Here is a 15,752-nt window from a genome sequence, read left to right as displayed (position 1 = left end):
AGCGACTCAGCCGCCGAAGTCGTCGAGCATGATGTTTTCGCGCTCGACGCCGAGATCCAGCAACGTCTTGATCACCGCGGCGTTCATCATCGGCGGACCGCACATGTAGAACTCGCAATCCTCCGGCGCCGGGTGGTCCTTGAGGTAGTTGTCGTACAGCACGTTGTGGATGAAGCCGGTGTAGCCGGTCCAGTTGTCCTCGGGGAGCGGGTCGGACAGCGCGAGATGCCAGGTGAAGTTCGGGTTTTCAGCCGCCAGCTTGTCAAACTCGTCGACGTAGAAGGCCTCGCGCAGCGAGCGCGCGCCGTACCAGAAGCTGATCTTGCGCGTGCTGTGCAGGCGCTTCAACTGATCGAAGATGTGCGAGCGCATCGGCGCCATGCCCGCGCCGCCGCCAACGAACACCATCTCGTTGTCGGTCTCGCGCGCGAAGAATTCGCCGAACGGGCCATACACGGTGACCTTGTCACCCTTCTTGAGGTTGAACACCCACGACGACATCTTGCCCGGCGGGATGTCGTCACGTCCCGGCGGGGGCGTGGCGACACGGATGTTGAACTTGACCACGCCCTTCTCGCCAGGATAGTTCGCCATCGAATAGGCGCGGATCGTGGTCTCGTCGACCTTGGACACGTAGCGCCACAGGTTGAACTTGTCCCAGTCGCCGCGGAATTTGTCCTGGATCTCGAAATCCTTGTAGTTCACCACATGAGGCGGGCACTCGAGCTGCACGTAGCCGCCGGCGCGGAAGTGCACGTCCTCGCCTTCGGGAAGGCGCAGGGTGAGTTCCTTGATGAAGGTGGCAACGTTCGGGTTGGACTCGACCGTGCACTCCCACTTCTTGACGCCGAACACTTCCTCCGGAACCTCGACCTTCATGTCCTGCTTGACCGGCGTCTGGCAGGACAGACGCCAGCCTTCCTTGGCGTCGCGCTTGGTGAAGTGCGACTCCTCGGTGGGCAGCATCGAGCCGCCGCCTTCCTTGACGATGCACTTGCACTGCGCGCAGGTGCCGCCACCACCACAGGCCGAAGGCAGGAAGAGGCCCGTCTCCGCCAGCGTCTGCAGCAGCTTGCCACCGGCCGGAACGGTGATCTTCTTCTCGCCGTTGATGTCGATGGTGACGTCGCCGGAGGACACCAGCTTCGAGCGGGCGGCGATGATGAACGCGGCCAGCGCAAGCACGATGGCGGTGAACATCCCGATACCCAGAATGATTTCGGTATTCATCGTTTCACGGTCTCCTTAAAGCTGCACGCCCGAGAAGGACATGAAGCCCAGCGACATCAGGCCGATGGTGATGAAGGTGATGCCAAGGCCCTGCAGGCCCTCGGGCACGTCGCTGTACTTGAGCTTCTCGCGGATGCCGGCGAGCAGCGCGATCGCCAGGGCCCACGAGAAACCCGAGCCCAGGCCATAGACCACGCTCTCCGAGAAGTTGTAGTCGCGCTCGACCATGAACAGCGTGCCGCCCATGATCGCGCAGTTCACCGTGATCAGCGGCAGGAACACGCCGAGCGCGTTGTAGAGGCTGGGCACGTACTTGTCGAGCAGCATCTCGAGGATCTGCACGATCGCCGCGATCACGCCGATGTAGGACAGCAGCCCGAGGAAGGACAGGTCGACGTCCGGCAGCCCCGCCCACGCCAGCGCGCCGTCGCGCAGCAGCCAGGTGTAGATGAGGTTGTTGGCCGGCATGGTGATGGTCTGCACGACCACCACCGCGATGCCCAGGCCGATCGCGGTCTCGACCTTCTTCGAGATGGCGATGAAGGTGCACATGCCGAGGAAGAAGGCGAGCGCCATGTTCTCGATGAACACGGCCCGCACGAACAGGCTCAGAAAGTGTTCCATGTCAGTAGGCCTCCTTTTCCACGACATGCGGCGCCATGCGGAAGGCAGGCTTCTCGACCTGCTCCTTCTTCCAGCAGCGCAGCGCCCAGATCAGCAGGCCGATCAGGAAGAACGCCGAAGGCGGCAGCAGCAGCAGGCCGTTGGGGATGTACCAGCCGCCATCCTTGGCCAGCGTGATGATCTCGACGCCGAACAGCTTGCCGGCGCCGAACAGCTCGCGGATCACGCCCAGGGTGAGCAGCACCACGCTGTAGCCGAGGCCGTTGCCGATGCCATCCCAGAACGAGAGCATGGGCGGGTTCTGCATCGCGAAGGCTTCTGCGCGGCCCATGACGATGCAGTTGGTGATGATCAGGCCGACGAACACCGAGAGCTGCTTGGAGAGCCCGTAGGCGTAGGCCTTGAGGATCTGGTCCACCACGATGACCAGCGACGCGATGATCACCATCTGCACGATCATGCGGATCGAGCTCGGGATCTGGTTGCGGATCATCGAGATGAACAGGTTGGAGAAGCCGGTCACCAGCGTGAGCGCGATCGACATCACGAGCGCGGTCTGCAGGTTCGACGTCACCGCGAGCGCCGAGCAGATGCCGAGGATCTGCAGGCCGATCGGGTTGTTGGCGAAGACCGGATTGAACAGGACTTCCTTGACGGTCGGTTTGGCCATTTTCAAGCCCCCTGTTGTGTACGCAGCCTGGAAAGCAGCGGGCCGAAGCCCTGCTCACCAAGCCAGAATTGGATCAGGCGGTCGACACCGTTGCTGGTCAGCGTGGCGCCGGCGAGCGCGTCGACCTGGTGCTTCGCGTCCGGGCTGGCCGGATCGACGCCACCCTTGACGATGCGGATCACCGGCTTGCCGGCGGCGTCGAACAACTCCTTGCCCGGCCACTGCGCCTTCCAGTTCGGATTATCGACCTCGCCGCCCAGACCCGGGGTCTCGGCGTGCTGGTAGAAGCCCATGCCGACGACGGTGTTGAGGTCGCCCTTCACCGCCATGAAGCCGTGCAGCGTGGACCACAGGCCATAGCCGCGGATCGGCAGGATCAGGGTCTGGAGCGCACCATCCTTCTCCACCATGTACACCGTGGTGAAGCGTTCGCGACGCTTGATCATGGCGATGTCCTGCTCCCCGGGAAGGGCGTCGGAGAGCGCCGGATCACGCGCCGCCTTGAGCGGATCGAAGCTTGCAGGATCGTGGGCATCGGTGAATTCGCCGGTTTCCAGATCCACCACCTTGGCGCTGATCCGGCTGGCGAACAGGTCCTTGACCTCGCGCGCCGACAGGCGACCCTCGCCCAGTCCGGCGATGGACAGGATGCTGCGCTGCTTGTCGAGCTGGCGGTTCTCGATCTGCACCGGCTTCAGCGACACCGCTGCGCCGGCGACGAAGACCGAGCTGACGAGACTGACCGCCAGCGCCACCAGCAGCGTGCGGCTCGTCGATTCTTTCTTAGACATTGCGCGCAAGCCTCCGCTTGATGTTGGCCGCGACCACGTAGTGGTCGATCAGCGGCGCACACAGGTTGGCGAACAGGATGGCGAGCATGATGCCCTCGGGGAAGGCCGGGTTCACCACGCGCACCAGCACGGTCATGAGACCGACGAGCGCGCCGAAGATCCACTTGCCGGTGTTGGTCATCGACGCCGAAACCGGATCGGTGGCCATGAACATCATGCCGAAGGCGAAGCCGCCCATCACCAGGTGCCAGTACCAGGGCACCCCGAACATCGGGTTGGTGTCGGAGCCGATCGCGTTGAACAGCAGGCTGGCGCCCACCATGCCGAGGAAGACCCCGGCGACGATCCGCCACGACGCGATCTTCATCACCAGCAGCACGCCGCCGCCGATGAGGATGGCGAGCGTGCTGGTTTCGCCGATCGAGCCATGGACCGTGCCGAGGAAGGCGCTCATCCAGTCGATGCCGTTGCCGACCACCGCCTCGATGCCGCCGGCGGCTCCGAGCGACAGCATGGTCGCGCCGGTGTAGCCATCGACCGCGGTCCACACCGCGTCGCCCGAGATCTGCGCCGGATAGGCGAAGTACAGGAAGGCGCGGCCGGCCAGCGCCGGGTTGAGGAAGTTCTTGCCGGTACCGCCGAACACTTCCTTGGCCACCACGACGCCGAAGCTGATGCCGAGCGCCACCTGCCAGAGCGGGATGTCCGGCGGCAGCGTCAGCGCGAACAGCACCGAGGTGACGAAGAAGCCCTCATTGACCTCGTGCTTGCGGATCGCGGCGAACAGCACTTCCCAGAAGCCGCCGACGATGAAGGTCGTCAGGTAGATCGGCAGGAAGTAGGTCGCCCCGTGCAGGAAGTTGGCCCACACGCTGGCTGGATCCAGCCCCGCCAGCGCGCTGGTGAGCGCGATGCGCCAGCCATCCTGCGCCGCCATCAGCTCGGCGCTGCCGGCCAGGATGGTGTTGGCCTGGTAGCCGACGTTCCACATGCCGAAGAACATCGCCGGGAAGGTGCACAGCCACACCGTGATCATCATGCGCTTGAGGTCGAGGCCGTCGCGCACGTGGGCGGTGGTGCGGGTGACACTGCCGGGCTTGAACAGGCCTGTGTCGATGGCTTCGTACAGAGCGTAGAACTTCTCGTACTTGCCGCCTTTTTCGAAATGATGCTCGATGCTGTCGAGCCAGGAGCGCAGACCCATTCTCAACCCTCCTTCTCGATGCGTGTGAGGTTATCCCGCAGGATGGGACCGTATTCGTACTTGCCGGCGCACACATAGGTGCACAACGCGAGGTCTTCCTCGTCCAGCTCGAGGCAACCAAGCTTCTGCGCCATTTCGGTGTCACTGACGATCAGCGAGCGCAGCAGCTGCGTGGGCAGGATGTCGAGCGGCATCACTTCCTCGTAGTTGCCGATCGGCACCATCGCGCGCTGGCTGCCATTGGTGCTGGTGGTGAAGTCGAACAGCCTGCCCGGCGAGAGCTTGGAGAGGTAGAGGTTCATGACCGAGTGCTTGTTCACGCCCGCCCGCAGGTAATGCAGCATCTCGCGCTCGGTGCCTTCCTCGAGGCAGGAAACCTGCAGGTGGTAGCGCCCGAGGTAGGCACAGGCGCCGCGCGAGGTGCGCCCGCCGAACACCGAGCCGGAGATCACGCGCACCTTCTTGCCGGACTTGAGTTCGCCGGCGGTGAGCTCGTCGAGGCTCGCCCCCAGGCGCGCACGCACCAGGCGCGGCTTGTCCACCATCGGGCCGGCGATCGACACCACGCGCTCCGTCCACAGGCGGCCGGTGGCGAACAGCTTGCCGATGGCGATCAGATCCTGGTAGTTGAGCGACCACACCGACCTGTGCGCATCGACCGGGTCGATGAAGTGGATGTGGGTGCCGGCCAGGCCGGCGGGATGCGGGCCGGCAAAGGTCTCGGTGCGCACGTTGGCGAGCCCGCTGCACGGCATCTGCGTGCCGTCGGCGTGGCAGACGACGACCGGCGCAATACGCGCCAGAACGCGCGCGCCGCGGGCGAAGTCTTCCTTGTGCTCGCCGATCATGCACACCGGATCGGCAGCCAGCGGATGGGTGTCCATCGCGGTGACGAAGATCGACTTCGGCTGCGCGTCGATGGCCGGCACCTTGCTGAAGGGGCGCGTGCGCAACGCGGTCCATAGCCCGGAGTCGATCAGGTTCTCGCGCACCTTCTGCTGGTCGAGGCGATCGATCTCGGCATCGCTGTAGCGTGCGAAGTCGATCGCAGCGTCTGCAGCATCCTCGCCCTCGAGGTCGATCACCACCGACTGCAGCACGCGCTGCTCGCCACGGTGGATCGCGCTGACCACGCCAGCGCCGGGCGCGGTGAACACCACGCCGGGAGTCTTCTTGTCCGAAAAAAGGACCTGTCCGAGTTTGACCCGGTCGCCCACCTGAACGGCCATCGTCGGCTTCATGCCGTGATAGTCGAAGCCGATGACGGCCACGCTACGCACCGGGCGACCTGCCTCGATGCGTTGCGCAGGCGCGCCGGTGATGGGCAGGTCCAGACCGCGTTTGATTCTTATCATGCGCCTCTCGCCCGAAGTTGCCTGGGAATGGACGAGACCGCCTGATTGCACCCGGACCCCCTCGGCACCCGGACGCCAGGGCGATCCCGCGTCGATAAACGCCCGGATTATAAGAGATTGTTACGGCGCGATCACCCCGGAACGGGAAAGGAAGCACGGAAATCCGGGATATCCACAATCTCCGGCGGCCGGAATTGCGCGCGGCCTTCACCCCATGAACATATTGCATTGCAGCAAAAAATCCCGCCGGCCGACGGCTTCATGGCGTTTCCGCCCCGTCGGCCGGCGTTCAGCATGCAGCAAGCTTTCGTTCAGAAAATGCTGCAATGCGCCATCACACCCGCTCGAAAATACCTGCCGCACCCATGCCGGTGCCGATGCACATGCTGATCATCCCGTAGCGCAACCCCGGATCACGCTGCATCGCCGCCATCAGGGTCGCGGTGCGGATGGCTCCGGTGGCGCCCAGCGGATGACCGAGCGCGATCGCACCGCCGAGCGGGTTGACCTTGGCCGGGTCCATCCCGATTTGACGCATCACCGCCAGCGCCTGCGCGGCGAAGGCCTCGTTGAGTTCGGTCCAGCCGATGTCGCCGAGTGACACGCCGGCGCGCGCGAGTGCGCGCGGGATCGCCTCCACCGGCCCGATGCCCATCACCTCCGGCGGCACGCCGGCAACCGCGAAGCTGGAAAAACGCGCGATCGGCCTGACGTCGTAGCGCTTCACCGCGGCCTCGCTCATCAGCAGCACCGCCGCGGCGCCGTCCGACATCTGCGAGCTGTTGCCCGCCGTGACCGAGCCGCGCGCCGCGAAGACCGGCTTGAGCTTGCCCAGCGAGTCGGCCGCGGCATCCGGACGCGGCCCCTCATCGTGCTCGACCAGGCGCTCGGTGATGCGCACCGTGCCATCCGCCCCCGGGGCGTAGGACTTCACGACATAAGGGAGGATCTCGTCCTGAAACCGGCCGCTGGCGATCGCCGCGCAGGCGCGGCGGTGCGACTCGACCGCGAACGCGTCCTGGTCCTCGCGGCTCACCCCCCACTGCTGCGCTACCTTCTCCGCGGTGAGACCCATGCCGTAGGCGATGTCGAGGTTCTCGGCATGCGCGAAGATCTCCGGGTTGAGGCTGACCTTGTTGCCCATGATCTGCGGCATCGCGCTCATGCTCTCGGTGCCGGCAGCGATCATCACGTCGGCCTCGCCCAGGCGGATGCGGTTGGCCGCGTCGGCCACCGCCTGCAGCCCGGAGGCGCAGAAGCGGTTGATGGTGATGCCGGGCACGGCATCGGGCAGACCCGCCAGCAGCAGGCCGATGCGCGCCACGTTCATGCCCTGCTCGGCCTCGGGCATCGCGCAGCCGGTGATCACGTCGCCGATCTCGTTGCCGTCGAGGTTGGGCACCTTGGCGACCACCGCGCGCAGCACCCTTGCCAGCATGTCGTCGGGGCGGACGTGCCGGAATGCGCCATTGCGCTTGGCCACCGGCGTGCGCACTGCGGCGACGATGTAGGCGTCCTGAATCTGTTTGCTCATTCTCGTGTCCTCGATCAGTTGCGCAGGGGCTTGCCGGTTTCGAGCATGTGGGCGATACGCTGCTGCGTCTTCTCGGTCTTGAGCAACGCGACGAACTGCGCACGCTCGACGTCCAGGATCCACTGCTCGCTCACCCGGCGGTTGGTATCCACCTCGCCACCGCACAGCGCCGTGGCGGCGGCCTTGGCGACACGGTAGTCGTGCGCCGAGATGAAGCCGCCCTCGGCCATGTTCACCAGCATCATCTCGCAGGTGGCGATGCCGTTGCGGCCCGCCACCGTCACCGCCGGATTCACCAGCGCCGGGCGCCAGCCCGATTCGGCGATCGCGCGCGCGCGGCGGATCGCGGCATGGAGGAGCTCGTGGGCATTGAGCAGCACGTCGTCGCCCGCACGGCCGAAGCCGAGTTGCACCGCCTCGAGCGCGCTCTTGGCGACCGTGGCCATCGCGATGGTCTGAAAGGCATTCTGGATATAGGGGAACACATCGCCGCCGGCCGCACGCTGCGCCAGCGCATGCGCCTGCAGGGCAAACTCCTTGCTGCCGCCGCCGGCCGGAATCAGGCCGACGCCCGCCTCCACCAGGCCGACGTAGCTCTCGAGCGCGAACACGCGATGCGCGGCGTGCATCACGAACTCGCAGCCGCCCCCGAGCGCCATGCCCTCCACCGCGGCCACCACCGGCACCTGGGCGTGCTTGATCGCCATCGAGGTGCGCTGGAATTTCGCCACCATCTTCTCGAGCAGCTCGAACTGCCCGGCGCGGCAGGCCGCGTCCACCTGCTGCAGGTTGGCGCCCACGGCGAACGGCGCAGGCTGCCAGATCACGAGGCCGTCGAGCTCGATCTCGGCGCGCGCGATCGCCTCCTGCATGCCCTCCATGACCTCGTCGCCAATCGCATGCATCTTCGAAGTGATCGACACGATGCCGATGCCCGCGTCCTGGTCGGCGCGCCGCCACAGGCGCACGCCGGCGTTCTCCCACAGGGTCTCGCCGCGATCGTCGGACGCCTCGCCGAGAATGCGGTCGGGGTAGAGCTGGCGCCGGTACACCGCCAGCGCGGCGCGCGGCTTCAGCGCGTCTGCGGCCGCGCTGTAGGAGCCGGCCGGCGCATGCACGCCCTCACGCGCGAACACCCAGGCGGGCAGCGGCACCTCGGCCATCGCGCGACCGTGCGCGATGTCGTCCCTTACCATCTCGGCGACATCCCGCCAGCCCGCAGCCTGCCAGGTCTCGAACGGCCCTTGCGCCCAGCCGAAGCCCCAGCGCATCGCCAGATCGATGTCGCGCGCGTTGTCGGCGATGTCGGCCAGGTGCACCGCGCAGTAATGGAACACGTCGCGGAAGATCGACCACAGGAACTGCGCCTGCGGATGCGGATGGGCGGCAAGCTGGGCGAATCTCTCCGCGGGACTCTTCAGGCGCAGGATCTCCTCGACCTCGGGAAAGACTTCGCCGCCGCTGTCGCGATAGTCCTGCAGGTGCAGGTCGAGCACCTGGATCTGCCTGCCCTGCTTGCGGTAGATGCCGGCCTTGGTCTTCTGCCCGAGCGCCCCCTTGGCCACCAGCGCCTGCAGCCACTCCGGGGTGCGGAAATGCCTCGCCCACGGATCGGCGTTCTCGCCGGAACCCAGCGTGGCCTGCATGGTGCCGAGCACATGCACCAGCGTATCGAGGCCGACCACGTCGGCGGTGCGGAAGGTCGCGCTCTTGGGGCGACCGATGCGCGGCCCGGTGAGGAGATCGACCTCGTCGAAGGCGAGCCCGAGGCGCTGCGTGTGATGCAGCACGGCCAGGATGGAGAACACCCCGACGCGATTGGCGACGAAGTTCGGCGTGTCCTTGGCGCGAACGATGCTCTTGCCGAGGCGGGTCGTCAGCCAGGCCTCCAGGCCGTCGAGCAGCGCGGCGTCAGTGGCGGTGGTCGGGATCAGCTCGACCAGCGGCATGTAGCGCGGCGGGTTGAAGAAGTGAATGCCGCAGAACTGACTGCGGCGATCATCGGGCATGCCGGCGGCGAGCGCCTCGATCGAAAGCCCGGACGTGTTCGACGCGAAGATCGCCCCCGCCTTCAAGTGGGGCGCGACCCTGGCGTAGAGGTCGAGCTTCCACTCCATCTTCTCGGCGATCGCCTCGATGACGAGATCGCACTCGCCCAGACGGGCGAGATCGCTGGCGTAGTTGGCGGCCTCGACGTACTGCGCACGGTCCTTCGCAGCGAAGGGCGCCGGGTCGAGCTTCTTCATCCCGGCGAGTGCCCTGTCGACGACGCCGTTGGCCGGGCCTTCCTTGGCCGGCAGGTCGAACAGGATCACCGGGACGTCGGCGTTGGCGCAGTGGGCAGCGATCTGCGCCCCCATGACACCGGCGCCGAGCACGGCGACCTTGCGAATGATCAGTCTGCTCACTTGCACCTCCTGATGAAAGCGTAAGGGTTCATCCGTGCCCCGCGGCAAAGGCCATTGGGCACGGCTCGGGATGCTTCAGGTATAGCGCGCGAGGCTGCCTGCGTGATGCAGCGGCCCACCGGTGTGCGGCGCGAAGCCCGCGCCGAAGATCACCCCGGCATCGGCGAGATCCGCGTCGGCCACCACCCCCTGCTCCACGCAGCGTTGCGTGGCGGCCAGCAGCGGCGCAAGCACGCGTTCGGCCAGTCCGGGCGGGATCGGCGGGGACGCTGCCGGACCTTGCCGGCCCGGCACCCCCTTCAGCAGACGGGCGAGCAGCCCGCCCGGCGCCCTGCCCTCGTCTGCGCCCTTGAGCGCCTTGCCCTCGACCCAGCGGTAATAGCCCTCGCCGCTCTTGCGCCCCAGCTTGCCCTCGGCCACCAGCTTCAGCAGCCGCGCCGGCGGCTCGGCACCTTCGCCAGCCAGGGCCCTGCCCGCGGCCACGGCGATGTCCAGACCCACGGTATCGACCAGCTCGACCGGCCCCATCGGCATGCCGAAGGCGACCAGCGCAGCGTCGACCGTCTCGGGCGCAACACCCTCCTCGACGCAGCGCAGGGCCTCGAGCATGTAGGGGCCAAGCACCGCATTGACGAGGAACCCGGGCGCGCTCTTCACCGGCAGCGGTAGCTTGTCGATGCGGCGTACGAAGCCGGTGGCACGGCGCAGCACCTCGGCGTCGGTGGTCTCGCCCTGCACCACCTCGACCAGCGGCAGCATCGGTACCGGATTGAAGAAGTGAATGCCGACCAGGCGCGACGGGTCCTTCAGTGCGCTGGCGATATCTTCCAGGCGCAGGCTGGAGGTGTTGGTGGCGAGCACTGCGTCGGGCCGGGCGCGCGCCTCGAGGTCGGCGAACAGGCTGCGCTTGACCTCGAGGTTCTCGAAGATCGCCTCGATGATCAGGTCGGCGCGCGCCACGCCCTGGCCTTGCGGGTCGGGGATCAGGCGGTCGAGGGTGAAGCGCACCTGCCGGGCATCGCCCTTGTGGCGGCGTTCGAAGAGCTTGGCTGCGCGGGCGATGGCGGGCGCGATGCGCTCGACCGACTGATCCTGCAGCGTCACCGTCATGCCGCGCAGCGCACACACGGCGGCGATGTCGCCGCCCATCACGCCGGCGCCCACCACATGCACATGGCGCGGCGCGAACTCGCTGTCCTTGCCGAAGGCCTTCAGGCGCTCCTGCAGGTGGAAGACGCGCACCAGGTTGCGGGCGGTCGGCGAGCTGAATATGGCGTCGAGCGAGGACGCATCGCCCGCCGGTACGTCGAGCGCGTTGCCGCCGTACTTCTCCCAGATGTCGACGATGGCGAACGGCGCCGGATAGTTGGCGCGGCTGACCTTGCGCGCGGCCTGGGCGCGCGCCTTGTCGGCGACCTGAGCGCGCGCGGGGCCGTTCATCGCCCAGCGCAGCGCGCGTTCCTTGAGCGGCAGGGGCTTCTTCGCCGCGCCGGACAGCGCCAGGATGCGTGCGGCGGACGCCATCACCCGCGCCGGCACGCAGTCGTCGGCGAGGCCGAGGCGCTTCGCCTTCCTCGCATCGACGCTCTTGCCGGTCAGCATCAGGTCGAGCGCCGCAGCCGGGCCGATCAGCGCGGGCAGGCGCAGCATGCCGCCCCAGCCGGGGACGATGCCGAGCATGACCTCGGGCAGCGCGAGTTTGGTGCCCGGCTCGTCGACCACGATGCGGTGCCGGCAGGCGAGCGCGAGCTCCAGGCCGCCACCCATGCAATGGCCGCGGATCAGCGCCAGCGTCGGGTAGGACACCGCGGCGAGGCGGTTGAAGAGCTTCCAGCCACGCTCGACCAGCGCGCGCGCGGCGAGCGCCGAATCCAGCCGCGAGAACTCCTCGATGTCGGCACCGGCGATGAAGCCGGCCGGCTTGGCCGAGGCGATCACCAGCGCCTTGGGCGGCGCGGCGTCGAGCGCTTCGAGCACGCGGGCAAACTCGCTCATCACCTCGGACGACAGCACATTGGCGCTGGCCCCCGCCTTGTCCAGATCCAGCCAGGCCAGTCCGGAGTCCTCACGGCGCAGGCGCCAGTGCTTCCAGTCGTGCTCCATGTTCGCGATCATCGCACCGTCTCCACCAGCATCGCTCCGCCCTGCCCGCCGCCGATGCAGATCGTCGCCAGGCCGCGCCCACCACCCTTGCGGCGCAGCACGTTGAGCAGGTGAAGGACGATGCGCGCACCGCTCGCGCCAACCGGATGGCCGAGCGCGACCGCGCCGCCGTCCACGTTCAGGCGCTCGGCCTCGGGCGCGCCCGGCGCATCGACGCCGAAGTGCGTGCGACAGTAGTCGTCGTCGGCGAAGGCGCGCAGGCAGGCGATGACCTGGGCGGCGAAGGCCTCGTTGAGTTCCCAGGCGTCGAGATCATTGGGCGCAAGACCATGGCGTCGCAGGATGGGCATGGCCGCATGCACCGGTCCGAGGCCCATCTGATCGGGGGCGAGACCCGCCCACTGGCTGTCGACGATGCGGCCGAGCGGCCTCAGGCCGTGACGCGCGACGGCCTGTTCCGAGGCCAGCACCAACCACGCCGCGCCATCGGTGATCTGCGAGCTGTTGCCCGGGGTGACGCGGCCGTACTTCCTGTCGAAGAAGGGTTTGAGCTTGGCGAGATTGGCCATCGACGATTCGCGCCGCACGCCGTCGTCGGCCGCATACACCTGGCCGTCGCGATCGATCAGCGGCACGATCTCGTCGGCGTAGTGCCCGGCGTCCTGGCCGGCGCACACGCGGCGGTGGCTCTCGACCGCGAAGCCGTCCATGTCCTCGCGCGTGATGCCGAACTTCCACGCCAGGTTCTCGGCGGTCTGGCCCATCAGCTGGCCGACGATCGGGTCGGTGAGCCCCTTCATGATGCCGATCACCGGGGCGAGATGCCCGGGACGGAAGGTCCTGAGCATCGCCAGTTTCTGCCCGGTGGTCTTCGCCGCGTACCAGCCGGCGAGCCAGCGCACCATGTTCTCGGAGAACAGCAGCGGCGCATGCGAGAGCGCATCGACACCGCCGGCGAGGACCAGCCCGCTGCGGCCGCGCTGGATGTTGGCGATCGCGGAATCGATCGCCTGCATGCCGGAGGCGCAGTTTCGCATCACCGTCCACCCCGGCACATTGTTGCCGCAGCCCATGCGCAGCGCGACCACGCGGCCGATATTGACCTCATCCGCCGAGGGGCTGGCGCAGCCGAGGATGACCTCGTCGAGCTGCTCGGGCGCGAAGGGCTGGCGCATCAGCAGCGCGCTGCCCGCCGCGGTGGCGAGGTCGGAAGCGGTGAAGGGACCAGGCGCGCTCTTCGCCTTCAGGAAGGGCGTGCGCGCGCCATCGACGATGAAGACCGGCACGCTCATGCAGCCTCCTGCTGCGCCGGCGAACGCTCGGGCATGGCCTGCACCGCAGCCTTGAGGCCGAGGTCGTAGGGGAAGTCATCGACGCGAATCACCTTGTCGCGCAGCGCGTTGCGGCGCTCGATCAAGGCGTATTCCTGTTCGCTGATCACGCCGGCGTGGCGGGCAAGGTGCCAGATCTCATCGACGTCGCCCGAGGCCAGCACCTGCGGATCGAAGCGCCCCTCGCGACGCGCCTCCCTGAGCCTGGCCTCGACCGGCTCGGCAGCAAGGGTCGCGGCGAGCGCGGCCTCGAGGGCGCCCACCGGCTCCTCGACATCGGCGGGCAGATACACGTCCGAAGTCAGGCGATCACGCGTCGGCGACGGCTCGATCAGCAGTTCCGCGACCTGGTGGCCGAGCTTGTCGGAGGGCACGACATAGGGCCGCCCGAGCGGGAAGACCACCACGCGGCGCAGCACGAAGGCGAAAAGCTTGTTCGGGAAGTTGGCGATCACGCCCTCGAAGGCCTGCTGGATGCGGAACATGCAATCCCAGATCGCCCAGTGCATCAGCGGCGCGTCGGCGGCGTGGCGGCCTTCGGCCTCGAAGCGCTTGAGCGTGGCGGTGGCGAGGTACATCAGCGACAGGATGTCGCCCAGGCGGGCGGAGAGCTTCTCCTTGCGCTTCAATGCGCCGCCCATGGTGCCCATCGAGATGTCGGCGATGAAGGCGAAGGCGGCCGAGAAGCGGGTGAGCTGCTGGTAGTAGCGGCGGGTTTCCGGCGCCACGCTTTCCGGCACCTTCACGAAGTGCGAACCGGTGAGACCCATGATCGTCGCGCGCGCCGCGTTCGAGACCGTGTAGCCGACGTGCCCCCACAGCGCCTCGTCGAACGCGCGCAGGTCGCCCTGCTGCGCGGCGTACATCTCTTTCAAGACATAGGGATGGCAGCGGATCGCGCCCTGGCCGAACAGGATCAGGCTGCGCGTGAGGATGTTGGCCCCTTCCACCGTGATGCCGACCGGGATCTGCTGATAGGCGCGGCCGAGGAAGTTCTGCGGGCCGAGGCAGATGCCCTTGCCGCCGATCACGTCCATGCCGTCATTCACCGTCTGGCGGGCGCGCTCGGTGACGTGGTACTTGACGATCGCCGACACCACCGAAGGCTTCTCGCCGAGGTCGATCGCGCCGGCGGTCATCACGCGCGCGGCATCGGACAGATAGGTATTGGCGCCAATGCGGGTGAGCGCCTCTTCCACGCCCTCGAAACGGCCGATCGCGGTCTTGAACTGGTAGCGCACGCGGGCATAGGCGCCGACGGCGCGCGCCACCATCTTCTGCATGCCGGTGTTGGAGCCGGGCAGCGAGATGCTGCGCCCGGCCGCCAGACATTCCATAAGCATGCGCCAGCCCTGGCCGGCCATCTTCGGGCCACCGATGATGAACTCCAGCGGCACGAATACGTCCTTGCCGCGCACCGGGCCGTTCATCCACACCGCATTGAGCGGGAAGTGGCGGCGGCCGATGTCGACGCCCGGGTGATCGTGCGGGATCAGCGCGCAGGTGATGCCGAGCACCTCCTCGCCGCCGAGCAGCCGATCCGGGTCGTAGAGGTGGAAGGCGAGGCCGAACACGGTGCACACCGGGGCGAGCGTGATGTAGCGCTTGTCGAAATTGATCCGCATGCCGAGCACTTCCTCGCCCTGCCACAAGCCCTTGCACACCACGCCGGCGTCGGGGATGGCGGCGGCGTCCGACCCCGCCCACGGGCTGGTCAGCGCGAAGGCCGGGATCTCGTCTCCGCGCGCCAGCCGTGGCAGGTAATGCTGCTTCTGCTCGGGCGTGCCGTAGTGCAACAGCAACTCCGCGGGACCGAGCGAGTTGGGCACCATGACGCTCACCGCGGGCGCCGACGAGCGCGTGGACAGCTTGGTGACGACCTGGGAGTGCGCATAGGCCGAGAAGCCCTTTCCACCGTACTCCTTCGGGATGATCATGCCGAGGAAACCCTTGGCCTTGATGTACTGCCAGACCTCGGCCGGCATGTCGCCGTGCTGGGTGCACGCCCAGTCATGCGTGAGGCGGCAGAGTTCGTCGGTCTCGTCGTCGAGGAAGGCCTGCTCCTCGGCCGTGAGCTTTGGCCACGGAAAGGCCTGCAGCTTGCTCCAGTCCGGCTGGCCGGCGAAGAGCTCACCCTCCCACCACACCGTGCCGGCTTCGAGCGCGTCCTTCTCGGTCTGCGACATGGTCGGCAGCGCACCGCGGAACATCGCGAAAACCGGCGTGGTTACACGCTGCATGCGCACCGACTCGACCAGGAAAACCCCCAGCGCGGCGCCATACACGAGCATCGCGAACAGCGTCGGCAGCACGCCCCAGCCGGCAGCGATACCCATTACCAGCAACCACGCCAGCCCCGCCCAGAGCCAGGCAAAAAGAGGCGCTCGCCCGTAGGCGAGCGCACCTGCCAAGGGAGGGAGGGAAACCAGTAGCAACCAGATCATCTTTCGTCGTCTCCGGATTCGGTCAGGAACCGCATTCAGGCCGCGAACCGAGGCGGCC

The 15,752-nt window shown here is 67.3% G+C and carries 11 protein-coding genes; all 11 read right to left on the bottom strand.

What is annotated here, in order from left to right:
* Positions 1-6: 6 nt before the first annotated feature.
* The gene (nqrF, locus tag AAG895_RS03410) at positions 7-1,230 is read right to left on the bottom strand and encodes an NADH:ubiquinone reductase (Na(+)-transporting) subunit F (RefSeq protein WP_345794164.1); all 1,224 of its coding nucleotides are present in this window, start codon (positions 1,228-1,230) and stop codon (positions 7-9) included.
* 15 nt (positions 1,231-1,245) lie between these two features.
* Positions 1,246-1,854 (bottom strand): NADH:ubiquinone reductase (Na(+)-transporting) subunit E, encoded by a 609-nt coding sequence (gene nqrE, locus AAG895_RS03405; protein WP_345794163.1) that lies wholly within the window; start codon positions 1,852-1,854, stop codon positions 1,246-1,248.
* 1 nt (position 1,855) lies between these two features.
* Positions 1,856-2,524, bottom strand: a complete 669-nt coding sequence (locus tag AAG895_RS03400) for an NADH:ubiquinone reductase (Na(+)-transporting) subunit D (RefSeq protein WP_345794162.1) — start codon at positions 2,522-2,524, stop codon at positions 1,856-1,858.
* A 2-nt stretch (positions 2,525-2,526) separates the two neighbouring features.
* Positions 2,527-3,315 (bottom strand): Na(+)-translocating NADH-quinone reductase subunit C, encoded by a 789-nt coding sequence (locus tag AAG895_RS03395; protein WP_345794161.1) that lies wholly within the window; start codon positions 3,313-3,315, stop codon positions 2,527-2,529.
* Positions 3,308-4,519: an NADH:ubiquinone reductase (Na(+)-transporting) subunit B gene (locus tag AAG895_RS03390; protein ID WP_345794160.1), complete on the bottom strand. Its 1,212-nt coding sequence runs from the start codon at positions 4,517-4,519 to the stop codon at positions 3,308-3,310. Before AAG895_RS03390 ends, AAG895_RS03395 begins: the two co-directional genes overlap by 8 nt.
* Positions 4,520-4,521: 2 nt before the next feature.
* A complete protein-coding gene (locus tag AAG895_RS03385; protein WP_345794159.1) occupies positions 4,522-5,874 on the bottom strand; it encodes a Na(+)-translocating NADH-quinone reductase subunit A in 1,353 nt (450 codons plus the stop codon).
* A gap of 334 nt (positions 5,875-6,208) precedes the next feature.
* Positions 6,209-7,408 carry an acetyl-CoA C-acyltransferase gene (locus tag AAG895_RS03380; RefSeq protein WP_345794158.1) on the bottom strand — a complete coding sequence of 400 codons (1,200 nt, stop codon included), beginning with the start codon at positions 7,406-7,408 and terminating at the stop codon, positions 6,209-6,211.
* Between the two features lie 14 nt (positions 7,409-7,422).
* Positions 7,423-9,816 (bottom strand): 3-hydroxyacyl-CoA dehydrogenase/enoyl-CoA hydratase family protein, encoded by a 2,394-nt coding sequence (locus AAG895_RS03375; protein ID WP_345794157.1) that lies wholly within the window; start codon positions 9,814-9,816, stop codon positions 7,423-7,425.
* 75 nt (positions 9,817-9,891) lie between these two features.
* A complete protein-coding gene (locus tag AAG895_RS03370; RefSeq protein ID WP_345794156.1) occupies positions 9,892-11,931 on the bottom strand; it encodes a 3-hydroxyacyl-CoA dehydrogenase NAD-binding domain-containing protein in 2,040 nt (679 codons plus the stop codon).
* Positions 11,928-13,211, bottom strand: coding sequence for an acetyl-CoA C-acetyltransferase (locus AAG895_RS03365; protein WP_345794155.1), 1,284 nt, complete (start codon positions 13,209-13,211; stop codon positions 11,928-11,930). Before AAG895_RS03365 ends, AAG895_RS03370 begins: the two co-directional genes overlap by 4 nt.
* Complete coding sequence (locus tag AAG895_RS03360) at positions 13,208-15,694, bottom strand: acyl-CoA dehydrogenase (protein ID WP_345794154.1); 2,487 nt, start codon at positions 15,692-15,694, stop codon at positions 13,208-13,210. The genes AAG895_RS03365 and AAG895_RS03360 overlap by 4 nt, the downstream gene beginning before the upstream one ends.
* Positions 15,695-15,752: the final 58 nt, after the last annotated feature.

Origin of the sequence: Thauera sp. JM12B12 (assembly GCF_039614725.1) — a bacterium.
Lineage (GTDB): Bacteria > Pseudomonadota > Gammaproteobacteria > Burkholderiales > Rhodocyclaceae > Thauera.
The sequence above is the reverse complement of the archived record's forward strand: the minus strand, read 5'-3'. Positions and strand labels throughout refer to the sequence as shown.

Coding starts and splice junctions, on each gene's coding strand:
- nqrF (WP_345794164.1), bottom strand. CDS start 1,230: ATGAATACCGAAATCATTCTGGGTATCGGGATGTTCACCGCCATCGTG.
- nqrE (WP_345794163.1), bottom strand. CDS start 1,854: ATGGAACACTTTCTGAGCCTGTTCGTGCGGGCCGTGTTCATCGAGAAC.
- AAG895_RS03400 (WP_345794162.1), bottom strand. CDS start 2,524: ATGGCCAAACCGACCGTCAAGGAAGTCCTGTTCAATCCGGTCTTCGCC.
- AAG895_RS03395 (WP_345794161.1), bottom strand. CDS start 3,315: ATGTCTAAGAAAGAATCGACGAGCCGCACGCTGCTGGTGGCGCTGGCG.
- AAG895_RS03390 (WP_345794160.1), bottom strand. CDS start 4,519: ATGGGTCTGCGCTCCTGGCTCGACAGCATCGAGCATCATTTCGAAAAA.
- AAG895_RS03385 (WP_345794159.1), bottom strand. CDS start 5,874: ATGATAAGAATCAAACGCGGTCTGGACCTGCCCATCACCGGCGCGCCT.
- AAG895_RS03380 (WP_345794158.1), bottom strand. CDS start 7,408: ATGAGCAAACAGATTCAGGACGCCTACATCGTCGCCGCAGTGCGCACG.
- AAG895_RS03370 (WP_345794156.1), bottom strand. CDS start 11,931: ATGATCGCGAACATGGAGCACGACTGGAAGCACTGGCGCCTGCGCCGT.
- AAG895_RS03365 (WP_345794155.1), bottom strand. CDS start 13,211: ATGAGCGTGCCGGTCTTCATCGTCGATGGCGCGCGCACGCCCTTCCTG.
- AAG895_RS03360 (WP_345794154.1), bottom strand. CDS start 15,694: ATGATCTGGTTGCTACTGGTTTCCCTCCCTCCCTTGGCAGGTGCGCTC.